The sequence below is a fragment of the Streptomyces sp. NPDC001222 genome, from assembly GCF_042896945.1.
Classification (GTDB): domain Bacteria; phylum Actinomycetota; class Actinomycetes; order Streptomycetales; family Streptomycetaceae; genus Streptomyces; species Streptomyces gibsoniae.
Genome location: NZ_JBIAXT010000001.1, coordinates 217,045 through 239,605 on the forward strand (window position 1 = coordinate 217,045; position 22,561 = coordinate 239,605).

Below are 22,561 nucleotides of genomic sequence, written 5' to 3' on the forward strand. Positions count from 1 at the left end.
AACGGGACCTCGGGGCGACGGAACCCCTTCCTCGGATGCCTCAGTGTGTAGTGGGGCGCTTCTGTGCGTCCCGAACCTTCCGCTCAGCCACAGAGAGAGACGCCGACCCATGTCCTGGCTGTCACGATTCAGCCTCGCGCAACGGGCCCTGATAGCGCTGATGTCCATCGTCGCGCTCGTCTTCGGGGCGATCGCGATCCCGCAGCTCAAGCAACAGCTCCTGCCCACCATCAACCTGCCCGTCGTGTCCGTCCTGGCCCCGTACCAGGGGGCGTCCCCCGACGTGGTCGAGAAGCAGGTCGTCGAGCCCCTCGAGGACACCCTGCAGGCCGTGTCCGGCATCAAGGGCGTCACCTCCACGGCGAGCGAGGGCAACGCCGTCATCATGGCGTCCTTCGACTACGGCAACGACACCAAGCAGCTCGTCGCCGACGTCCAGCAGGCCGTCAACCGGGCCCGCATCAAGCTCCCGGACTCGGTCGACCCGCAGGTCATCGCCGGTTCGACGGACGACATCCCGACCGTCGTCCTCGCCGTCACCTCGGACAAGGACCAGCAGGCCCTGTCCGACCAGCTCGACAAGACCGTCGTGCCCACGCTGAAGGACATCTCCGGCGTCGGCCAGGTCACCGTCAACGGCGTGCGGGACCTCCAGGTCACGGTCACGCCCGACAACGCCGAGCTCGCGCAGGCGGGGCTGACCCCGGCCGCGCTGGGCCAGGCCCTGCAGGCGGGCGGCGTGACCGTCCCCGCGGGCTCCTTCGACGAGGACGGCAGCAACCGCACGGTCCAGGTCGGCGGCGGGTTCACCTCGCTGCAGCAGATCGAGGACCTGATGGTCACCGGCGCGCCCGGCAAGAAGCCCGTACGCCTCGGTGACATCGCCACGGTCCGGCAGCAGGAGGCCAAGGCCGACTCGATCACCCGTACCGACGGCAAGCCGAGCCTCGCCGTGGCCGTCACCATGGACCACGACGGCAGTGCGGTGGCCATCTCCAAGGCCGTCAAGGACAAGCTGCCGGACCTGCGCAAGGACCTCGGCTCCGGCTCCACCGTCACCGTGGTCAGCGACCAGGGCCCGGCGGTCTCCAAGTCCATCAACGGTCTGACGACCGAGGGCGCGCTGGGTCTGCTCTTCGCGGTCCTGGTGATCCTGGTCTTCCTGGCGTCGGTGCGCTCGACCCTCGTCACGGCGGTCTCCATCCCGCTGTCGGTGGTCCTGGCCCTGATCGTGCTGTGGACGCGCGACGTGTCGCTGAACGTGCTCACGCTCGGCGCGCTGACCATCGCCATCGGCCGGGTCGTCGACGACTCGATCGTGGTCCTGGAGAACATCAAGCGGCACCTCGGCTACGGCGAGGAGCGGCAGTCGGCGATCCTCACCGCGGTCCGCGAGGTGGCCGGCGCGGTGACCTCGTCCACCCTGACGACGGTGGCGGTCTTCCTGCCGATCGGTCTGGTCGGCGGCATGGTGGGCGAGCTGTTCGGCTCGTTCTCCCTCACCGTGACGGCGGCCCTGCTGGCCTCGCTGCTGGTGTCGCTGACGGTCGTGCCGGTCCTGTCGTACTGGTTCCTGCGCGCCCCGAAGACCATGCCCGAGGACGCGGCCGAGGCCCGCCGGGTCGCCGAGGAGAAGGAGGCGAAGAGCCGGCTCCAGCGCTTCTACGTGCCGGTGCTGCGCTTCGCGACCCGTCGCCGTCTCACCAGTGTGGCCATCGCGGTGGTCGTGCTGATCGGCACCTTCGGCATGGCGCCCCTGCTGAAGACGAACTTCTTCGACCAGGGCGAGCAGCAGGTGCTCACCGTCAAGCAGAAGCTGAAGCCGGGCACCAGCCTGGCGGCGACGGACGCCCAGGCCCAGAAGATCGAGAAGATGCTCGCCGCGGTGAAGGGCGTCAAGGACTACCAGGTCACCGTCGGTTCGTCCGGCTTCATGGCCGCCTTCGGCGGTGGCACCGGAAGCAACCAGGCGTCGTACACGGTCATGCTGGACGACTCCGCAAAGTACAAGGACGTCCAGACCCGCGTCGAGGACGGCCTGGCCAAGCTCTCCGGGATCGGTACGACCACGGTGTCGGCCGGTGACGGGTTCGGCAGCCAGGACCTGAGCGTGGTCGTGAAGGCGGCCGACGCGAACGTGCTGCGCACGGCGTCGGAGCAGGTGCGTGCCGAGGTGGCCGAGCTCAAGGACGTCACGGACGTGTCGAGCGACCTGTCGCAGAGCGTGCCGCGTATCTCGGTCACGGCCAACTCCCGTGCCGCGGCGGCCGGTTTCAACGACCAGACGCTCGGCGCCGCGGTCGCCCAGGCCGTTGAGGGCACCACCACGGGCAAGGCGATCCTGGACGACACCGAGCGCGACATCGTCATCAAGGCGGAGAAGCCGGCGCAGACGCTGGACCAGCTGAAGCAGCTGCGGCTCGGCCCGGTGAAGCTGGGTGACATCGCGACGGTCAAGCTGGTGGACGGCCCGGTGTCGATGACCCGGATCGACGGCCAGCGCGCGGCCACGATCACGGCGCGCCCGACCGGTGACAACACGGGCGCGGTGAGCGCGGACCTCCAGGCGAAGATCAAGGCGCTGAAGCTCCCGGCGGGCGCGAAGGCCGAGATCGGCGGTGTCTCGCAGGACCAGAGCGACGCGTTCAAGAACCTCGGCCTTGCGATGCTGGCCGCGGTGGCGATCGTGTTCATGCTGCTGGTGGCGACGTTCCGCAGCCTGGCCCAGCCGCTGATCCTGCTGGTCTCCATCCCGTTCGCGGCGACCGGCGCGATCGGCCTGCTGATCGCCACGGGCACCCCGATGGGCGTCCCGGCGATGATCGGCATGCTGATGCTGATCGGCATCGTGGTGACGAACGCGATCGTGCTGATCGACCTGATCAACCAGTACCGCAAGCAGGGTCACGGCGTGGTGGAGGCCGTGGTCGAGGGCGGCCGCCACCGTCTGCGCCCGATCCTGATGACGGCCCTGGCCACCATCTTCGCGCTGCTGCCGATGGCCCTGGGTGTCACGGGCGAGGGCGGTTTCATCGCCCAGCCGCTCGCGGTGGTGGTGATCGGCGGTCTGGTCACATCGACCCTGCTGACCCTGCTGCTGGTCCCGACCCTCTACGCGATGCTGGAGCTCCGCAAGGAGCGCCGCGCCAAGAAGAGGGCGGCGAAGCGGGCGAAGAAGACGGGGACGCCGGTCGAGCCGGCGCAGTCCGGCGAGCCGGAGCCCGCGGGGGTGTAGTCCTCCGGGTATGACCAAAGGCCCGGTCCGCACGAAGGTGCGGGCCGGGCCTCGTCGTGCACGGGCCGGACGCGAGCCGGCCGGGCGTGCGGCTACGGCAGGGCGAGCATCCGCTCCAGCGCCAGCTTCGCGAACGCCTCGGTCTCCTTGTCCACCTCGATGCGGTTGACCAGGTTGCCCTCGGCCAGCGACTCCAGCGCCCACACCAGGTGGGGCAGGTCGATGCGGTTCATCGTCGAGCAGAAGCAGACCGTCTTGTCGAGGAAGGCGATCTCCTTGCCCTCCGGAGCGAAACGGTTCGCCAGGCGCCGGACGAGGTTCAGCTCCGTGCCTATGGCCCACTTGGAGCCCGCCGGGGCGGCTTCCAGCGCCTTGATGATGTACTCCGTCGAGCCGACGTAGTCAGCGGCGGCCACGACCTCGTGCCGGCACTCCGGGTGCACCAGCACGTTCACCCCGGGGATCCGCTCCCGGACGTCGTTCACCGAGTCCAGGCTGAAGCGGCCGTGCACCGAGCAGTGACCGCGCCACAGGATCATCTTCGCGGCGCGCAGCTCCTCGACGGTCAGCCCGCCGTTCGGCTTGTGCGGGTTGTAGACCACGCAGTCGTCCAGCGACATGCCCATGTCCCGCACCGCCGTGTTGCGGCCCAGGTGCTGGTCCGGCAGGAAGAGGACCTTCTCCCCCTGCTGGAACGCCCACTCCAGGGCCCGCTGCGCGTTGGACGACGTGCAGATGGTGCCGCCGTGCTTGCCCGTGAACGCCTTGATGTCCGCGGACGAGTTCATGTACGAGACCGGGACGACCTGCTCGGCGATGCCCGCCTCGGTCAGCACGTCCCAGCACTCGGCGACCTGCTCGGCGGTGGCCATGTCGGCCATGGAGCAGCCGGCCGCGAGGTCGGGAAGGACGACCTTCTGGTCGTCGGACGTCAGGATGTCCGCCGACTCCGCCATGAAGTGCACACCGCAGAACACGATGTACTCGGCCTCCGGGCGGGCCGCCGCGTCCCGGGCCAGCTTGAAGGAGTCGCCCGTGACGTCGGCGAACTGGATGACCTCGTCGCGCTGGTAGTGGTGGCCCAGCACGAAGACCTTGTCGCCGAGCTTCTCCTTGGCGGCGCGGGCACGCGCGACCAGGTCCGGGTCGGACGGGGAGGGCAGGTCGCCGGGACACTCGACGCCCCGCTCGCTCTTCGGGTCGGCCTCACGGCCGAGCAGCAGGAGGGCGAGGGGCGTCGGCTGTACGTCGAGCTCCTGGGTCTGGGCGGTGGTCACCTCACGCACCCTTTCTGTTCTGCGGCTCGCCGGCCCGATGGGGGTCGGCGGGACATGCGGGACAAGCCTTTTCGTCGAAATGACGCTATCTATCATAACCGCTTCACGTCAGTTTGACGATGGCCATAGTGTCGATGTGACGTGAATCCCGGCGCGGTCCGGTCCGTCGTGCAGCGGCCGTCCGGGCGTCGTACGGCGGCGGTCCGCAGGTCGTACGGCACATGGCGCGGCGGTGTCACCCGGGTCGTCCACAGGCGGGTGTCCGTGTTCCGGCGCATGTGCGAGCATGAAGAGGGAGCGAAAAGAAACGCGCTCGGCCCGGAATGAATCCGCGGCCACGCCGGTTGCACTCGTCGGCAAGCAGTCTCCGTACACACCGGGAGAGATGTAGATGTCCGTACAGGACGAGACCACCACCGTCACCGACGGCATCATCCTGACCGACGCCGCCGCGGCCAAGGTCAAGGCCCTGCTCGACCAGGAAGGCCGTGACGACTTGGCGCTGCGCGTCGCCGTCCAGCCCGGCGGCTGCTCCGGCCTGCGCTACCAGCTCTTCTTCGACGAGCGCGCGCTCGACGGCGACGTCAAGAAGGACTTCGGCGGGGTCAAGGTCGTCACCGACCGCATGAGCGCCCCGTATCTGGGTGGCGCCACCATCGACTTCGTCGACACGATCGAGAAGCAGGGCTTCACCATCGACAACCCGAACGCGACGGGCTCCTGCGCCTGCGGCGACTCCTTCAGCTGAGCCCGGCACCTCACCGGTAACCATGAAGGCGGCGTCCCCCGTGGGGGACGCCGCCTTCGTGCTGCCACGGACCGCCGTCAGCGGGACGAGTCCGTCCCGCCCGAGGACGCCTTGGGCAGCGTGTCCGTCGTGTCCTTGGGGATCGGCTTCCCGTCCGAGCCCACCACCTGGCGGTCGCCGAGCGGCGCCTGCAGATGCAGCGTGGCGTGGTAGACCTTGGCGATCATGGCGCAGACCCTGCCCTGCCAGGGCGTCTCGGTCACGGTCACCGTCACCCGCTCGGAGTCCTCGCGCACGAATGCCGCGTAGTCGGCGCACACCCCGCCCTCGTAGGCGACGGTGAGGTCCCGGCCGTCGGCGGTGTAGCCCAGCACCTTCACGTCATGGTGTGCCGGCGCGGGCGAGGGCCGGGTCCCCGGTCCGCTCGTCGACGGGCTCGGCCGCGGGGCCGGCGTTCCGCTCGGCTCGTCCGGCGGCCGGGGTGCGGCCAGATACCGCGGCTCGACCGCGGGATACGTCACCGTGAAGGTGTCGCCGCCCGAGGCTCCCGTCCCCCGCACCTCGAACAGCCATGACGGCACCAGCACCGCCTTCCCGCCCACCGCGTGCACGGCCAGTCCGAACACCGCGCCCGTCACGGACGCCGAGGTCCGCTGCGGCGAGGCCGGGCCCGCCGTGCACGGCTTCTCGTCCCGGTCCTTCACCGGTACGGGTCCGGGGCACCCGCCGATGCCCTTGCGGCCGTAGGACGACGGCGCGCCGTTCATCAGGTCCAGCGTCTTCCGCGCGCCGAGCACGGGATAGACGGCGCCCTTCACCGGCGCCGCGAGGTTGCCGCTGCCGCCGATGACCTTGCCCTCGGGGCTGATCCGCAGCCCGGTCGTCCAGCCGTGCGTGGGCAGCCCGCCCACCACCGGTTCGGCGTTCACCACCCGCACCCGGTCCATGAGCTGGGACGCGTCCAGCTTCGCGTCGTCCTGGCCGACCGCCTTGAGCACGGGAGCGGCCGCCTGCCGCGCCGCCTGCTCGCTCACCGGGCCCGGCCCCGCCCCCGCCGTCCCGGACCCGCCGGGCCGGCACGCCTTGCCCCGCCGGCAGTTGTCGGTGCCGGGCACGGAAGAGCTGAACGTCCAGACGCCCGGCGCGTCCCGGTTGACCCGCAGATTGGGCTCGGCGCTGTCCTTCACGGCCCCCACCTGCCAGGTGTCGCCGACGAGCCTCGGTGTGCCGCCCAGGTCCAGGGCCTCGGCGAGGTGGGCCACGTCGTCCTGGGTCACCTGGCCCTTCGCCCAGTACACCGGCGCCGACTTCGGTCCGTCGGGGAGCGAGCCCCGGACGGTGTACCTGGTGCCGTAGGGGTTGGGCTCGCCCACCGCGACCCCCGGGGTGACGCCCTCGCCGGCGCCGTCGAGGGCGAGCGTCGGGGGAGTGCCGTCGCCCGACGCGGGGGAGCCGCCCGATCCGCCGGACGCGCTCGCGGCGAGAAAGGCCCCGCCGCCACCGACGAGCAGAACCGCGGCCGCGACCGAGGCGACCACCACGGGGGAGCGCCGCCGCGGCGTGGCACCGTCCGTGTCCTCGGTGACGCCGGGTGCGCCGTTCGTGTCGTCGGGTCGCTCGGTGCTCACCGCATCGCTCCTTCGGCTCCGCTGCTGTCCCGGTAGACCCCGCCGTACCCGAAAAGAGCACCCAGGGGTCGTATCCCGCCTCCCCATCGAGGAGGACGGCGATGGGACGCACTGGGGGAGCGCACGGTTCCCTCGTGACGCGCCCGGGGTTCCGGGCCCGGAACCCCGCGAGGACCGTTCAGTCCCCGTAGTCGGACATCGCCTCCAGCAGCCGCGCCGACGCGGGCGGCACGCTCACGCCGTGGATCCGGGAGGGGGAGACCGGCCGGGAGGTGCTCTTCTCGGGCGGGGCCCAGTGCCCCGGCCGGGAGGTGCTCTTCTCGGGCGGGGCCCAGTGCGGGACCATCCGGGCGCAGTCGCCGCGCAGCACCGCGAGGTCTCCGTCGGGGTCGAGCGGGCCGGTGCCGTGGAACTCGGGCTTCGTCATAGCGGAACCGTAGGCACGCCGAAGCCGAAGGCGAAAGATCTACTATTGGGTAGTTTCGCCTGCTTCAGTGGGGCGGGTCGACCGGGTAGCGTGAACTGTCAATCCCCCTCCTCCACAGGAGCGTGTCCTCGCCGTGCGTATCGCTGTCACCGGCTCCATCGCCACCGACCACCTCATGACCTTCCCCGGTCGTTTCGCCGATCAGTTCGTCGCGGACCAGCTGCACACGGTCTCGCTGTCCTTCCTGGTCGACCGTCTCGACGTACGCCGGGGCGGGGTGGGCGCGAACATCGCCTTCGGAATGGGTCAGCTCGGCACCCGGCCGGTCCTGGTCGGCGCGGCGGGCTCGGACTTCGACGAGTACCGCGCCTGGCTGGACCGGCACGGGGTGGACACGGCCTCCGTGCGGATCTCCGACACCCAGCACACGGCCCGCTTCGTCTGCACCACCGACGCCGACCACAACCAGATCGGCTCCTTCTACACCGGTGCGATGAGCGAGGCCCGGCTCATCGAGCTGAAGACGGTCGCCGACCGGGTGGGCGGCCTGGACCTGGTCCTGATCGGCGCGGACGACCCCGAGGCGATGCTGCGCCACACGGAGGAGTGCCGCTCCCGCACCATCCCCTTCGCGGCCGACTTCTCGCAGCAGATCGCACGGATGAACGGCGACGAGATCCGGATACTGCTGGACGGGGCGACCTTCCTCTTCTCCAACGAGTACGAGAAGGGGCTCATCGAGAACAAGACCGGCTGGAGCGACACCGAGATCCTGGCCCGGGTGGGCCACCGGGTGACCACGCTCGGCTCGCGGGGCGTGCGCATCGAGCGGTCCGGCGACGACCCGATCGAGGTCGGCGTGCCCGAGGAGACCGCCAAGGTCGACCCGACCGGCGTCGGCGACGCCTTCCGTGCGGGCTTCCTGTCCGGCCTCGCCTGGGGCGTCTCGCTGGAGCGCGCGGCCCAGGTCGGCTGCATGCTCGCGACCCTGGTCATCGAGACGCTGGGCACCCAGGAGTACCAGCTGCGCCGGGCCCACTTCATGGACCGCTTCACCAAGGCCTACGGCGACGAGGCCGCGATGGAGGTCCAGGACCACCTGGTCTGACCCCGCACCCGCGGACGTACGTCAGGAGAGCCGGCGGACCAGGTAGGCGGAGCCCCGCTCCGCCGGCTCCTCGCCCATGTACTGCTGCCCCCGCATCTCGCACCACGCGGGGATGTCCAGACGGGCCGCCTCGTCGTCCGCGAGGACGCGTACGGTGCCGCCCACCGGGACGCCCCCGATGACCTTCGCCAACTCGATCACCGGGATCGGGCACACCTTGCCGAGGGCGTCCACGACGAGGGCGTCCTCGTGCACGGCCGTCCGCGGCGCCGGCGCGCCGAGCTTCTCGCGCACCGTCGCCACCACGTCCGGCAGCACCGAAAGGAATCGGTCGATCTCGTCGGCCTCGACTCCCGGCGGCAGCGACACCCGGACGTTGCCCTCGCTCAGCACCCCCATCGCCTTGAGCACATGGCTCGGGGTCAGCGTGCTGCTCGTACAGGACGAGCCCGACGAGACGGAGAAGCCCGCACGGTCCAGCTCGTGCAGCACCGTCTCCCCGTCGACATAGAGACAGGAGAAGGTGACGATCCCGGGCAGCCGCCGGACCGGATCGCCCACCACCTCCACATCGGGGACCAGTTCCGGCACCCGCGTCCGGATCCGTTCCGTCAGCTCCCGCAGCCGGCCCGCCTCCTGGGCTGCCTCGGCACGCACCGCGCGCAGCGACGCCGCGGCCGCCACGATCGCCGGGATGTTCTGGAACCCGGCCGCCCGCCCCGACTCCCGCTCGTCCAGGGGCCCTTGTGGCGCGAACCGCACCCCCTTGCGGACGGCGAGCAGCCCGACACCCGAGGGTCCGCCCCATTTGTGGGCACTCGCCGTCAGCAGCGACCAGTCGCCCTCCACCGGGCCCCAGGCCAGCGACTGCGCCGCGTCCACCAGCAGCGGCACCCCGGCCGCCCGGCACACCTCGGCCACCTCGGCCACCGGCTGCACCGTGCCCACCTCGTGGTTGGCCGACTGCAGACAGGCCAGCGCGGTGTCCGGGCGCAGCGCCGCCCCGTACGCCTCGGTCTCGGCCCTGCCCGCCCGGGTGACCGGCACCCGCGTCACCGTTCCCCCCGCGGCCTCGAACGCCTCCGCCGAATGGAGGACAGAGGAGTGTTCGACGGCAGACACGATCAGGTGGCGTCCGACCCGGCGGCGGCCGGCCAGCGCCCCCTCGATCCCGGAGTGCACCGCCCGGGTGCCGGAGGCGGTGAACACCAGCTCGTCCGGACGGCAGCCCACGGCCTCGGCGGCCGCCTCGCGCGCCGCGTCCAGCAGCATGCGGGCCCGCCGGCCCTCACGGTACAGCCGGGCAGGATCGGCCCATCCCTCGTCCACGGAGGCCAGCAGGGCCTGACGTGCGACGGGGTGCAGGGGAGCGGCGGAGGCGGCGTCGAAGTAGGACACACCGCAACGCTAACTCCTGCGAACCGCGAGGCCTCTCGCAGCGGCCGAAGAGCCTGTCAGCAGGGGCCCACAACCGGGCATTCCCTCCCTTCGGGGTGTCCGGCGGCGCGTTGGGTACCCTCCCCGCGCGGCCCCAAATGGCGTCCAGTAGGGTTTGGTCCGCATAAACATCCAAACCCCTGCCCGACGCAGGGCGGCGACCGACCAGCGAGAAGGCGGCAGCCGACCGCGCGGGCGAGACTCTCGGGAAGGCGCTACGTGAGTCCCAACGGCTCCGACCGCTCGCCGCGGCGCCCGATGCGGCGGAAGCTGCTGCAGGCACTGACCGCGGGCCTGGTCCTGGCGACCGCCACCGGTTGCACATACAAGGACTTCCCCCGCCTTGGTTTGCCCACCCCGGCCACGGAAGAGGCTCCGCGGATCCTCTCCCTGTGGCAGGGCTCCTGGGCGGCCGCGCTCGCCACCGGCGTGCTGGTCTGGGGCCTGATCCTGTGGAGCGCCATGTTCCACCGGCGCAGCCGCACCAAGATCGAAGTACCTGCGCAGACCCGGTACAACATGCCCATCGAGGCGCTGTACACCGTGGTTCCGCTGATCATCGTCTCGGTGCTCTTCTACTTCACTGCCCGCGACGAGTCGAAGCTCCTCAGCCTCGACAAGAAGCCCGACGTCACCATCAACGTCGTCGGCTACCAGTGGAGCTGGGGCTTCAACTACGTCACCCCCGTCAGCGGGGTGACCGGTGACGCCAAGACCGATCCGAACCTGAGCGCGATCCCGGACCGGTTCAAGAATGACTTCCCGGCGAACGCCGGCGGTGTCTACGACTTCGGTACGCCGGCCACGCGGAACCCGCAGACCAACAACCCCGGTCCGACCCTCTGGCTCCCCAAGGGCAAGACGGTCCGCTTCGTCCTGACCTCGCGCGACGTCATCCACTCCTTCTGGGTGCTGCCGTTCCTGATGAAGCAGGACGTCATTCCGGGCCACACCAATGCCTTCCAGGTGACCCCCAACACGGAGGGCACCTTCCGCGGCAAGTGCGCCGAGCTCTGCGGCGTCGACCACTCCCGGATGCTGTTCAACGTGAAGGTCGTCTCGCCCGATCGTTACGAGCAGCACCTCAAGGACCTGGCGAAGAAGGGGCAGACCGGTTACATCCCCGCGGGCATCGCGCAGACGAGCCACGAGAAGAACCGGGAGACGAACAACCTGTGAGCATCCTCAACGAACCCCAGGGTGCCGCCGCAGCCGTAGGCTCATACGAGAACGAGCTGCCGGTCAGGCGCAAGAATCCCGGCAACGTCGTCGTCAAGTGGCTGACCACCACTGACCACAAGACGATCGGCACGCTGTATCTGGTCACGTCGTTCGCGTTCTTCCTCATCGGCGGCGTCATGGCTCTGCTCATGCGCGCCGAGCTGGCCCGTCCGGGCCTGCAGTTCATGTCGAACGAGCAGTTCAACCAGGCGTTCACGATGCACGGCACGATCATGCTGCTGATGTTCGCGACGCCGCTGTTCGCCGGTTTCACGAACTGGATCATGCCGCTGCAGATCGGCGCGCCCGACGTGGCGTTCCCGCGGCTGAACATGTTCGCCTACTGGCTCTACCTGTTCGGCTCGACCATCGCGGTCGGCGGCTTCCTCACCCCGCAGGGCGCGGCCGACTTCGGCTGGTTCGCCTACAGCCCGCTGTCGGACGCCGTCCGCTCGCCGGGCATCGGCGCCGACATGTGGATCATGGGTCTGGCCTTCTCCGGCTTCGGCACGATCCTCGGTGCGGTCAACTTCATCACCACCATCATCTGCATGCGCGCACCCGGTATGACCATGTTCCGCATGCCGATCTTCGTGTGGAACGTGCTGCTGACCGCCGTTCTGGTCCTGCTGGCCTTCCCGGTCCTCGCGGCCGCGCTGTTCGCCCTGGAGGCGGACCGCAAGTTCGGTGCGCATGTGTTCGATGCGACAAACGGCGGCGCTCTACTGTGGCAACACCTCTTCTGGTTCTTCGGCCATCCAGAGGTGTACATCATCGCTCTACCGTTCTTCGGCATCATCTCCGAGATCATCCCGGTCTTCAGCCGTAAGCCGATGTTCGGTTACATGGGTCTGGTCGGCGCGACCATCGCGATCGCCGGTCTGTCCGTGACGGTGTGGGCGCACCACATGTACGTCACCGGTGGCGTACTGCTCCCGTTCTTCTCCTTCATGACGTTCCTCATCGCCGTCCCGACCGGTGTGAAGTTCTTCAACTGGATCGGCACGATGTGGAAGGGCTCGCTGTCCTTCGAGACACCGATGCTCTGGGCGACCGGCTTCCTGATCACCTTCACCTTCGGTGGTCTGACCGGTGTCATCCTGGCCTCGCCTCCGTTGGACTTCCACGTCTCCGACTCGTACTTCGTGGTGGCGCACTTCCACTACGTGGTCTTCGGTACGGTCGTGTTCGCGATGTTCGCCGGCTTCCACTTCTGGTGGCCGAAGTTCACGGGCAAGATGCTCGACGAGCGCCTCGGCAAGATCACCTTCTGGACGCTGTTCATCGGCTTCCACGGCACGTTCCTGGTGCAGCACTGGCTGGGCGCCGAGGGTATGCCGCGACGCTACGCGGACTACCTCGCGGCCGACGGCTTCACCGCCCTGAACACGATCTCGACGATCAGCTCGTTCCTGCTCGGTCTGTCGATACTGCCGTTCCTCTACAACGTGTGGAAGACGGCGAAGTACGGCAAGCCGGTCGGCGTGGACGACCCGTGGGGCTACGGCCGTTCGCTGGAGTGGGCGACCTCCTGCCCGCCGCCGCGGCACAACTTCCTCACCCTGCCGCGGATCCGTTCCGAATCCCCCGCCTTCGACCTGCACCACCCGGAGATCGCCGCGCTCGAGCAGCTCGAGCACGCGGGTGCCGGTAGCAAGGCCGTCTCCGGTGGCAAGGAGGCCGGCAAGTGAAGATCCAGGGCAAGATGTTCCTCTGGCTGGCCGTCTTCCTCCTGATCATGGCCGTCGTGTACGGCCTGTGGTCGAAGGAACCGGCCGGTACCACCGCGCTCTTCCTGGCCTTCGGCCTGAGCGTGATGATCGGCTACTACCTGGCCTTCACGGCCCGGCGGGTCGACGCTGGCGCCCAGGACAACCTGGAGGCCGACGTCGCGGACGACGCCGGTGAGGTCGGCTTCTTCAGCCCCCACAGCTGGCAGCCGCTCGCCCTCGGCGTCGGTGGCGCGCTGGCCTTCCTGTCCATCGCGATCGGCTGGTGGCTGATGTACTTCTCCGCCCCGCTGATCCTGGTGGGCCTGTGGGGCTGGGTCTTCGAGTACTACCGCGGTGAGAACCGCACCCAGTAACACGCGTTGAACGCACGGGAGCCCGGACACTCTCCGAAGTGTCCGGGCTCCCTCTTTTGGCGCGCTTCACGTCCCCCGCACGGCTCTCTCGGCGCGCCGCGGCCCAGCGGGGTTCATAGCGTGAGGTCATGAGCCACTCAGTCTTCTTCCGGGGGCCACGACACCGCACGGTCGTCGGCTGCACCCTGCTGCTGATATCCCTTGCCGTGGGCCCTGTCGCCTGCGGCGTCGACGGCGACCCGCTCGCCGCGCATCCGTTCGACGCGGCGGACCAGATCGCCTACAACGCGCCTGACGACAACGACAAGAAGGCGGATCCCGACAAGCCTCTGGAGATCACCGCCTCGGACTCGGACGGACGCATCACCGACGTCACGGCCGTGGACGCCCGAGGGCGCTATCTGGCCGGTGAACTCAACGCCGACGGCAGCCGTTGGCACAGCACCTCACCGCTGGCCGCCGGCACCCACTACACGGTGCGGGTGAGCACCGAGGACGAGGACGGCGCACCCGGCCGCAAGGTCCTCGAGTTCGACACGGCCGTCCCGAAGACCAAGACGCTGAACGTCGCCCTCGGCCCCGACACCGGGACCTACGGCGTCGGCCAGCCCGTCACGGCGGCACTCAGCGAGCCCGTGAAGGACAAGGCGTCCCGCGCGATCGTCGAACGCGCCCTCAAGGTGGACTCGGTGCCCGCGGTCGGCGGCTCCTGGTACTGGGTGGACGACAAGACGCTGCACTACCGCCCCAAGGACTACTGGCCCGCGCACGCCACCGTCACGGTGCACAGCAACCTTGCGGGCGTGAAGGTCTCGGACCGCCTGTGGGGCGCCGACAGCAAACCCGTGCAACTGACCATGGGCGACCGCCTCATCGCCGTCACGGACGCCGCCGCGCACCATATGACGGTCTACAAGAACGACCAGGTGCTCCGACAGATCCCCGTCACCACCGGCAGACCCGGCTACGACACCCGCAACGGCATCAAGGTCATCATCGGCAAGCAGCCCGCCGTACGGATGCGCGGGACGACGATCGGCATCTCCACGAACTCCAGCGACTCCTTCGATCTGATGGTCTATTGGGCCGCCCGGGTGACCTGGAGCGGTGAATACGTCCACGCCGCGCCCTGGTCCGTCGACTACCAGGGGTACGCCAACGTCAGCCACGGCTGCACCGGCATGACCACCGGCAACGCCCACTGGTTCTTCGACACCGTGCGGCTGGGCGACATCGTCCAGGTCGTCAACTCCCGGGGCAGGCAGATGGACCCCTTCGGCAACGGCTACGGCGACTGGAACCTCGACTGGGCCAGGTGGGGCAAGGGCAGCGCCCTGACCCCGGACGAGCCCGGCCCGAGCCCGACGGACATCGCGAGACTGCGCCCGCAGGCGGTGTGAGAGAGGCGCCCGGCCCCGGCGAGACGCGCGGGGCCGGTGAGGTCGCACGAGAGGCCTACGCGGCCCTGGACGGCCGCCAGGGCGCCCCATGGCGTCGCGTCAGGCCCGTGGTCACGGCCGGCGGCCCCGGGGCGCCCACGGCGCCGTCAGGCACTCGCAAGGGCCCGCCGCCGCAGCAGCGAGGCCAGCGCGGAGGCCAGTTCCACCGGCTCCACCGGCAGCGCCACGGCGGCATCGGCCCGGCTCCACGTGGCCAGCCACGCGTCCTGCGGGCGCGCGATGAGCACCAGCACCGGAGGGCAGTGGAAGATCTCGTCCTTGATCTGCCGGCACACGCCCATGCCGCCCATCGGCACGGCCTCGCCGTCCAGGACGCACACGTCGATGCCGCCCTTGTCCAGTTCGCTGACGACCGCGGCGGGCGTAGCGCACTCCACGAACCGGACCTCGGGGACGTCCGGCGCCGGCCTGCGCCCGGCTGCGAGCCGCACCTGCTCGCGGGTGCGGGAGTCGTCGCTGTAGACCAGCACCGTGGCGGTCGGCTGCATGCTTCCTCCGGGACGTCAGCGTCGTACGGAACGGACCGTTGGGGCGGATGCTACTCCCTCGGACACCCGGTCAACAGCGGTTCGCACACGGCTTCGGTGGGCCATACGGGCACTCCAGACGGTGCGGACACTCCGAACGGCACCCCCCGGAGTGAGGGCGGGATAAGCGCCCGACATAATGTCGGTCGTGGCGACAGCAACGACAGTAGAAACCGGGCACGCGCACCCGTCGGTCAACCGGCCGAACCTCACCAGCGTCGGAACCATCATCTGGTTGAGTTCCGAGCTGATGTTCTTCGCGGCCCTCTTCGCGATGTACTTCACCCTGCGATCGGTGACGGGTCCGACGCACTGGAAGGAGATGGCCAGCCATCTCAACCTTCCGTTCTCGGCGACCAACACCACGATCCTGGTGCTCTCCTCGCTGACCTGCCAGCTCGGCGTGTTCGCGGCCGAGCGCGGTGACGTGAAGAAGCTCCGCGGCTGGTTCATCCTCACCTTCGTCATGGGTGCGATCTTCGTCGGCGGTCAGATCTTCGAGTACACCGAGCTGGTCAAGAAGGACGGCCTCTCGCTGTCCTCGGACCCGTACGGCTCGGTGTTCTACCTGACCACCGGCTTCCACGGTCTGCACGTGACGGGTGGTCTCATCGCCTTCCTGCTGGTCCTCGGCCGCACCTACGCGGCCAAGAGGTTCACTCACGAGCAGGCGACCGCCGCCATCGTCGTGTCCTACTACTGGCACTTCGTCGATGTCGTCTGGATCGGCCTCTTCGCCACGATCTACCTGATCAGGTAATCAGCGATCGGCCGCGGCGGCCGTTCACCCGATCTGGGTGAGCCGAGCGCTCGCGACGATCCGATCCATTTCCAGAAGCATCGACGCAGAAGATCCTGACACCGGGGTAATCCGTGAAAAAGCTCTCCGCACGACGACGCCATCCGCTGGCGGCTGTCGTCGTCCTACTCCTCGCGCTGGCGGCCACCGGGGGGCTGTACGCCGCGTTCGCGCCCGCGAGCAAGGCGCAGGCCGATGAAACCTCCCAGTCCCTCGCCATCGAGGAGGGCAAGAAGCTCTACCAGGTGGGCTGCGCCAGCTGCCACGGCACCGGCGGTCAGGGCGGCTCCGACGGTCCGAGCCTGGTCGGCGTCGGCGCCGCGGCCGTGGACTTCCAGGTGGGCACCGGCCGTATGCCGGCCGCCACCTCCCAGGGCCCCCAGGTGACGAAGAAGAAGAACATCTACTCGCAGGCCCAGATCGACCAGCTCGCGGCGTACATCTCCTCGCTCGGCGCCGGCCCGGCCGTGCCGACGAAGAACGACTACAGCCCCGAGGGTGCCGACGTCGCCAGGGGCGGCGAGATCTTCCGCACCAACTGCGCGCAGTGCCACAACGTCACGGGCGAGGGCGGTGCGCTGACGCACGGCAAGTTCGCGCCGAGCCTCGGGGGCGTCGACCCGAAGCACATCTACGAGGCCATGCAGACCGGCCCGCAGAACATGCCGTCCTTCCCCGACACCACCCTGTCGCAGCAGAACAAGAAGGACATCATCGCCTACGTCAAGGCGGTCAACGGTGACCAGACCGAGAACCCCGGCGGTCTCGACCTGGGCGGACTCGGCCCGGTCTCCGAGGGCCTCTTCGCCTGGATCTTCGGACTGGGCGCGCTGATCGCGGTCGCCGTCTGGGTCGCCGCTCGGACCGCAAAGGCCAAGAAGTCATGAGTAGCCAAGACATTCCCGAAGAGAACCTGCCCGCTGAGCAGGACGACGAGCACGGTGCCGTAGCGGTCGCGGACGAGGAGAACCCGTTCGCCGACCCGGGGCTGCCGCCCCACGAGCACCGGATCCAGGACATCGACGCGCGGGCCGCCAAGCGCTCCGAGCGCACGGTCGCCATGCTGTTCACCGTGTCGATGCTGGCCACCCTCGGCTTCATCGCCTCGTACGTCACGATCCCGAACGACCGGTCGATCTACGTCTTCCCGATCGGGCACATCAGCGCGATGAACTTCGCGCTGGGCCTGACGCTGGGCGTGGCGCTGTTCACGATCGGCGCGGGCGCGGTCCACTGGGCCCGCACCCTGATGTCCGACGTCGAGGTCGCCGACGAGCGTCACCCGATCGAGGCGGCGCCCGAGGTCAAGGCGAAGGTCCTCGCCGACTTCCAGGCGGGTGCCAAGGAGTCGCAGCTCGGCCGTCGCTCGCTGATCCGGAACACGATGTTCGGCGCGCTGGCCATGGTGCCGCTCTCCGGTCTGTTCCTGCTGCGTGACCTCGGCACGCTGCCCGGCACCAAGCTGCGCCACACGCTGTGGTCCAAGGGCAAGCTCCTCGTCAACATGAACACGAACCAGCCGATGCGTCCCTCGGACATCGCGGTCGGTTCGCTCACCTTCGCCAAGCCCGAGGGCCTGGAGGAGACCAACGAGGACTTCCAGCAGCAGATCGCGAAGGCCGCCCTGATGCTCGTCCGGCTCCAGCCGGAGAACATCAAGGACAAGCGGGAACTCTCGTGGTCCCACGAGGGCATCGTGGCCTACTCGAAGATCTGCACCCACGTCGGTTGCCCGATCTCCCTGTACGAGCAGCAGACGCACCACGTCCTCTGCCCGTGCCACCAGTCCACCTTCGATCTCTCCGACGGTGGCCGGGTCATCTTCGGCCCGGCTGGTCACGCTCTGCCGCAGCTGCATATCGGCGTCAACGCGGACGGCTACCTCGAGGCGCTCGGCGACTTCGAAGAGCCCGTCGGTCCTGCTTTCTGGGAGCGCGGATGAGCACTTCAACGACCCCTGAGTCCGCTTCGCGCGGACGGGCACCGGCCGGCGAGCGCGTCGCCGACTGGGCCGACGGCCGCCTGGGGATCTACTCCCTGGCCAAGTCGAACATGCGCAAGATCTTCCCCGACCACTGGTCGTTCATGCTGGGTGAGGTCTGCCTCTACAGCTTCATCATCATCATCCTCACGGGTGTGTACCTGACGCTGTTCTTCCACCCCTCGATGAACGAGGTGGTGTACCACGGCAGTTACGTGCCGCTCCAGGGTCAGCTGATGAGCGAGGCGTTCAACTCGACGCTGCACATCAGCTTCGACGTCCGTGGCGGTCTGCTGATCCGGCAGATCCACCACTGGGCGGCGCTGATCTTCCTCGCCGGCATGTTCGTGCACATGATGCGCGTGTTCTTCACGGGCGCGTTCCGCAAGCCGCGTGAGATCAACTGGCTGTTCGGCTTCCTGCTGTTCGTCCTGGGCATGTTCACCGGCTTCACCGGTTACTCGCTCCCGGACGACCTGCTCTCCGGCACCGGTGTCCGCTTCATGGAGGGCGCGATCCTGTCCGTGCCGATCGTCGGCACGTACCTGTCCTTCTTCCTCTTCGGCGGCGAGTTCCCCGGCGGCGACTTCGTGGCCCGGTTCTACTCGATCCACATCCTGCTGCTGCCGGGCATCATGCTCGGCCTGGTGGTCGGCCACCTGATCCTGGTCTTCTACCACAAGCACACGCAGTTCGCGGGTCCCGGCAAGACGAACAACAACGTCGTCGGCATGCCGCTGCTGCCGGTCTACATGGCCAAGGCCGGAGGCTTCTTCTTCCTGGTCTTCGGGGTCATCGCGGCCATCGCGGCGATCGCGCAGATCAACCCGATCTGGGCCATCGGCCCCTACCGTCCGGACCAGGTCTCCACGGGCGCTCAGCCCGACTGGTACATGGGCTTCTCCGAGGGCCTCATCCGTACGATGCCGGGCTGGGAGATCAACTTCTGGGGCCACACGCTTGTCCTGGGTGTGTTCATCCCGCTGGTGATCTTCCCGCTGGTCCTGGTCACCATCGCGGTCTACCCGTTCATCGAGTCCTGGGTCACGGGCGACAAGCGCGAGCACCACATCCTGGACCGCCCGCGCAACGCGCCGACGCGTACCGGCTTCGGCGCCGCGTGGATCTCCTGGTACTTCGTGCTGCTCGTCGGTGGCGGCAACGACATCTGGGCCACGCACTTCCACCTGTCGATCAACTCGATCACCTGGTTCGTCCGCATCGCCTTCTTCGTGGTGCCGGTGCTCGTGTTCATCGTCACCAAGCGGATCTGCCTCGGCCTCCAGCGCCGCGACCGGGACAAGGTGCTGCACGGCCGCGAGTCGGGCATCATCAAGCGGCTGCCGCACGGTGAGTTCATCGAGGTCCACGAGCCGCTCAGCCAGGAGCAGCTGCACACGCTCACGGCGCACGAGCAGTACAAGCCGGCCGAGATCGGCCCGACGGTCGACGAGAACGGCGTCGAGCGGAAGGTCAAGGGTTCGGAGAAGCTGCGTGCCCGCCTGAGCAACGCCTACTACGGGGAGGACAACCAGATCCCCAAGGCCACGGTCGAGGAGTACAAGGAGATCACGAGCGGCCACGGCCACCACTGATCGCTGCGCGCGCCACGCCACGGTCGAAGGGCCCCGTCCACATCCGGACGGGGCCCTTTGCCGTGCCCGGGGCTGGATAGGGTGGACCTGTTCGAGAAACGTGTCCCGGCCGGGACACCGACCCAGGAGCGGCTTATGAGCGCTGTGAACCCCGCTGGAGGCGACACCGCGGCGGGCCGTTCCTGGCCCCGGGTGCTGAACGCCCTGCTGGACGGCCAGGACCAGAGCGTGGACGACACGGCCTGGGCGATGGACCGGATCATGCGCGGCGAGGCGACGGACGCGCAGATCGCCGCCTTCGTCGTGGCGCTGCGGGCGAAGGGCGAGACGGTCGAGGAGATCACCGGGCTCGTCCGGGCCATGTACGAGCACGCGAACGTGATCGAGGTGCCGGGTCCGGCGGTCGACATCGTCGGTACCGGCGGCGACGGCGCGAAGACGGTCAACATCTCCACGATGTCGTCGATCGTGGTGGCCGGCACGGGCACGAAGGTCGTCAAGCACGGCAACCGGGCCGCGTCGTCCGCGTCCGGCTCCTCGGACGTGCTGGAGAAGCTCGGCATCAATCTGGACCTCACCCCGCGGCGGACGGCCGAGGTGGCGGAGGAGGCCGGGATCACCATCTGCTTCGCGGTGAAGTTCCACCCCGCACTGCGGCATGTGGCCGCGGCGCGCGGCCAGCTCGGGATCCGTACGACGTTCAACGTGCTGGGTCCGCTGACCAACCCGGCGCGGGTGAAGGCCCAGGCGGTGGGGGTCGCCGACCCGCGGATGGCGCCCATCGTGGCGGGAGTCCTCGCCGAGCGCGGGAACTCGTCCCTGGTCTTCCGCGGCGACGACGGACTGGACGAGCTGACGACCACCTCGACGTCCCGGGTCTGGGTGGTCCGCGACGGCAAGGTCGCCGAGGAGACCTTCGATCCCCGGGACGTCGGCATCGAGCTGGTGCCGGTGGAGGCGCTGCGCGGCGCCGACGCCTCCTACAACGCCGACGTGGCGCGGCGTCTGCTGGACGGGGAGACCGGGCCGGTGCGGGACGCGGTGCTGCTGAACTCGGCGGCGGCGCTGGTGGCCCTGGAGCCCACCGGGGCGCCCTTGGCCGAGCAGCTGCGGGCCGGGATGGCGAGGGCGGAGGAGTCGATCGACTCGGGCGCCGCGAAGCGGTCTCTGGAGCGTTGGGTGGCCGCGAGCCACCGCTGAGCCCCGGGGCGAAGGGGGAGCGCGGCACGGCCGGGCTCCCCCTTTCGCATGCCGTCGCCTGTGCGCCGGAGGGCGTATGTCCCGGCATCCGGACAGATGTTGCGGCCGCCCGATCATGTCACGTAGCGTCCTGCCCAGGTCATGAGCGACAGCCACTCGGCCCCGGCCGGCTGTCCGGCAACCCTCCGTCCGTGGCGGGGTGCCCCGGGTGAAGACCGGGTCGTGGGCAGCGAGGTCCACGGCAAGCGCGGACCCCTCACACGCTGTGGTGAGCGTGGGGCCAGGGGTCCTGGTCGTTCGAGGGAGCCTTCCGTGAGCAAGCGAATGCGCTAGGGCCGCAGAGCCCCGCCTCCGCATCCCCTTTTCACCCTTTTCCCGTGCCGTCGAGGCAGCCGCGCGCCCGTGCGCGCGCCCTTCGGTGCGGTGATCCCCTCTGCCTTCACGGGAGTCCATCCATGTCTGTCTCCACCCTTGCCGCCGACCAGTCCGTTTGTGCCCCGCTGCCCGTTCTGGGCAGGGATGTCAGCGTCCCGCTCGTCACGGGCGGCGCCGTCACCTACGCCGCGCTCGACTACGCGGCCAGCGCCCCGGCGCTCCAGCGGGTCTGGGACGACGTGGCGGCGTACGCGCCCTACTACGGCAGCGTCCACCGCGGCGCCGGGTATCTGTCGCAGCTGTCCACGGACCTCTTCGAGAACGCCCGGAAGACCGTCGCCGCCTTCCTGGACTGCCGCGGGGAGGACCAGGTGATCTTCACCCGGTCCACCACCGACTCGCTCAACCTCCTCGCCGCCGCCCTGCCGGCCGACTGCCAGGTCTTCGTCTTCGAGACCGAGCACCATGCCTCGCTGCTGCCCTGGCGGGAAGCCCGGGTCACCGTCCTGGACGCCCCGCGCACCCCGCAGCAGGCCGTACGGACCCTGGAGCGCGCCCTCGCGGACCGCGACCCCCACGGACCGGCCCTCGTCTGCGTCACCGGTGCCTCCAACGTCACCGGCGAGCTGTGGCCCGTACGCGAGCTGGCGGAGGCCGCCCATGCGCACGGCGCCCGTATCGTCCTGGACGCCGCCCAGCTGGCCCCGCACCACCCCGTGTCGGTCACGGACCTCGGGGTGGACTGGGTCGCCTTCTCCGGCCACAAGCTCTACGCCCCCTTCGGCTCAGGCGTGCTGGCGGGCCGTGCCGACTGGCTGCGCGCGGCCGAGCCCTACCTCGCGGGCGGCGGAGCCAGCCGCAGGGTCACCCGGCGGACGGACGGGGGAGTGGACGTCGACTGGCACGAGAGCGCCGCGCGGCACGAGGCCGGTTCGCCCAATGTGATCGGCGCCTACGCCATCGCCTCGGCCTGCAAGGCCCTCACAGAAGCGGGCTTCGACACGCTCGTCGCCCGTGAGCAGTTCCTCGTCCGCAGGGTCCGGGACGGACTCGCCGGGATCCCGGAGGTCAAGGTGCTCTCCCTCTTCGGCGACGAGGCGCCCCGTGTCGGCGTCCTCTCGTTCGTCGTCGAGGGCTGGAACAGCTCCCACTTCGCCGCCGCGCTCTCCGCCGAGTACGGCATCGGCGTGCGCGACGGCCTCTTCTGCGCCCATCCGCTGGTCCGCACCCTGCTGGGCGGCGACCCGGGCACCCAGGGCGAGTGCGGCGCCCCCGAGGCCGTGCCCGGTGAGCGGTCCCTGAACGCCATCCGCGTCAGCTTCGGCGCGGGCACGCCCGACGAGCATGTGGAGCGGTTCGTCCGGGCGGTCGGGGAACTGGTCCGGGAGGGCGCGCGGTGGACGTACCGCACGGAGGACGGGCGCTGCGTCCCGGCGGTCTGACACCCCGGTCACCGC

General features: G+C 69.5%; 18 protein-coding genes and 1 riboswitch. Of the genes, 13 read left to right on the forward strand and 5 right to left on the reverse strand.

Annotated features, from left to right (window positions below; genetic code table 11):
- The first annotated feature begins 109 nt into the window (after positions 1-109).
- The gene (locus ACFY2Z_RS00995) at positions 110-3,235 is read left to right on the forward strand and encodes an efflux RND transporter permease subunit (protein ID WP_390742056.1); all 3,126 of its coding nucleotides are present in this window, start codon (positions 110-112) and stop codon (positions 3,233-3,235) included.
- Positions 3,236-3,327: 92 nt separating this feature from the next.
- Here ACFY2Z_RS00995 and nadA read toward each other — a convergent pair whose 3' ends face one another.
- Positions 3,328-4,512: a quinolinate synthase NadA gene (gene nadA / locus ACFY2Z_RS01000; RefSeq protein ID WP_390742057.1), complete on the reverse strand. Its 1,185-nt coding sequence runs from the start codon at positions 4,510-4,512 to the stop codon at positions 3,328-3,330.
- Between the two features lie 391 nt (positions 4,513-4,903).
- Between nadA and ACFY2Z_RS01005 the strand changes: the two genes are divergently transcribed.
- Positions 4,904-5,260: a HesB/IscA family protein gene (locus tag ACFY2Z_RS01005; protein ID WP_390742058.1), complete on the forward strand. Its 357-nt coding sequence runs from the start codon at positions 4,904-4,906 to the stop codon at positions 5,258-5,260.
- Positions 5,261-5,337: 77 nt separating this feature from the next.
- Here ACFY2Z_RS01005 and ACFY2Z_RS01010 read toward each other — a convergent pair whose 3' ends face one another.
- Positions 5,338-6,888 (reverse strand): hypothetical protein, encoded by a 1,551-nt coding sequence (locus ACFY2Z_RS01010; protein ID WP_390742059.1) that lies wholly within the window; start codon positions 6,886-6,888, stop codon positions 5,338-5,340.
- 178 nt (positions 6,889-7,066) lie between these two features.
- Positions 7,067-7,315 (reverse strand): hypothetical protein, encoded by a 249-nt coding sequence (locus ACFY2Z_RS01015; protein ID WP_390742060.1) that lies wholly within the window; start codon positions 7,313-7,315, stop codon positions 7,067-7,069.
- A 133-nt stretch (positions 7,316-7,448) separates the two neighbouring features.
- On the opposite strand from ACFY2Z_RS01015, the gene ACFY2Z_RS01020 reads away from it, so the two are divergent.
- On the forward strand, positions 7,449-8,423 hold the full coding sequence (locus tag ACFY2Z_RS01020; RefSeq protein WP_390742061.1) for a carbohydrate kinase family protein: 975 nt from the start codon (positions 7,449-7,451) through the stop codon (positions 8,421-8,423).
- 21 nt (positions 8,424-8,444) lie between these two features.
- Here ACFY2Z_RS01020 and ACFY2Z_RS01025 read toward each other — a convergent pair whose 3' ends face one another.
- On the reverse strand, positions 8,445-9,821 hold the full coding sequence (locus ACFY2Z_RS01025; RefSeq protein WP_390742062.1) for a cysteine desulfurase/sulfurtransferase TusA family protein: 1,377 nt from the start codon (positions 9,819-9,821) through the stop codon (positions 8,445-8,447).
- 258 nt (positions 9,822-10,079) lie between these two features.
- Between ACFY2Z_RS01025 and coxB the strand changes: the two genes are divergently transcribed.
- From coxB to ACFY2Z_RS01045, 4 genes are all read left to right on the forward strand, one after another.
- Positions 10,080-11,039: a cytochrome c oxidase subunit II gene (gene coxB, locus ACFY2Z_RS01030; RefSeq protein WP_390742063.1), complete on the forward strand. Its 960-nt coding sequence runs from the start codon at positions 10,080-10,082 to the stop codon at positions 11,037-11,039.
- Positions 11,036-12,772, forward strand: coding sequence for a cytochrome c oxidase subunit I (gene ctaD / locus ACFY2Z_RS01035; protein ID WP_390742064.1), 1,737 nt, complete (start codon positions 11,036-11,038; stop codon positions 12,770-12,772). The genes coxB and ctaD overlap by 4 nt, the downstream gene beginning before the upstream one ends.
- Positions 12,769-13,167 carry a cytochrome c oxidase subunit 4 gene (locus ACFY2Z_RS01040; RefSeq protein WP_390742065.1) on the forward strand — a complete coding sequence of 133 codons (399 nt, stop codon included), beginning with the start codon at positions 12,769-12,771 and terminating at the stop codon, positions 13,165-13,167. The genes ctaD and ACFY2Z_RS01040 overlap by 4 nt, the downstream gene beginning before the upstream one ends.
- Before the next feature lie 128 nt (positions 13,168-13,295).
- Complete coding sequence (locus ACFY2Z_RS01045) at positions 13,296-14,567, forward strand: Ig-like domain-containing protein (protein WP_390742066.1); 1,272 nt, start codon at positions 13,296-13,298, stop codon at positions 14,565-14,567.
- Between the two features lie 146 nt (positions 14,568-14,713).
- On the opposite strand, the gene ACFY2Z_RS01050 is transcribed toward ACFY2Z_RS01045, so the two are convergent.
- Entirely contained in the window at positions 14,714-15,115 is a 402-nt protein-coding gene (locus tag ACFY2Z_RS01050) for a hypothetical protein (protein WP_311690734.1), read from the reverse strand.
- A 178-nt stretch (positions 15,116-15,293) separates the two neighbouring features.
- Between ACFY2Z_RS01050 and ACFY2Z_RS01055 the strand changes: the two genes are divergently transcribed.
- The 6 genes from ACFY2Z_RS01055 (at position 15,294) to ACFY2Z_RS01080 (ending at position 22,546) form a co-directional block, all read left to right on the forward strand.
- Complete coding sequence (locus tag ACFY2Z_RS01055) at positions 15,294-15,914, forward strand: heme-copper oxidase subunit III (RefSeq protein ID WP_390742067.1); 621 nt, start codon at positions 15,294-15,296, stop codon at positions 15,912-15,914.
- 113 nt (positions 15,915-16,027) lie between these two features.
- Positions 16,028-16,840: a c-type cytochrome gene (locus ACFY2Z_RS01060; RefSeq protein WP_390742068.1), complete on the forward strand. Its 813-nt coding sequence runs from the start codon at positions 16,028-16,030 to the stop codon at positions 16,838-16,840.
- Positions 16,837-17,895 carry a Rieske 2Fe-2S domain-containing protein gene (locus tag ACFY2Z_RS01065; RefSeq protein WP_390742069.1) on the forward strand — a complete coding sequence of 353 codons (1,059 nt, stop codon included), beginning with the start codon at positions 16,837-16,839 and terminating at the stop codon, positions 17,893-17,895. The genes ACFY2Z_RS01060 and ACFY2Z_RS01065 overlap by 4 nt, the downstream gene beginning before the upstream one ends.
- The gene (locus ACFY2Z_RS01070) at positions 17,892-19,529 is read left to right on the forward strand and encodes a cytochrome bc complex cytochrome b subunit (protein ID WP_390742070.1); all 1,638 of its coding nucleotides are present in this window, start codon (positions 17,892-17,894) and stop codon (positions 19,527-19,529) included. The genes ACFY2Z_RS01065 and ACFY2Z_RS01070 overlap by 4 nt, the downstream gene beginning before the upstream one ends.
- Positions 19,530-19,664: 135 nt before the next feature.
- Complete coding sequence (gene trpD / locus ACFY2Z_RS01075; RefSeq protein WP_390742071.1) at positions 19,665-20,729, forward strand: anthranilate phosphoribosyltransferase; 1,065 nt, start codon at positions 19,665-19,667, stop codon at positions 20,727-20,729.
- Between the two features lie 137 nt (positions 20,730-20,866).
- A riboswitch (SAM riboswitch) is annotated at positions 20,867-20,983 on the forward strand.
- 201 nt (positions 20,984-21,184) lie between these two features.
- On the forward strand, positions 21,185-22,546 hold the full coding sequence (locus ACFY2Z_RS01080) for an aminotransferase class V-fold PLP-dependent enzyme (RefSeq protein WP_390742072.1): 1,362 nt from the start codon (positions 21,185-21,187) through the stop codon (positions 22,544-22,546).
- Positions 22,547-22,561: the final 15 nt, after the last annotated feature.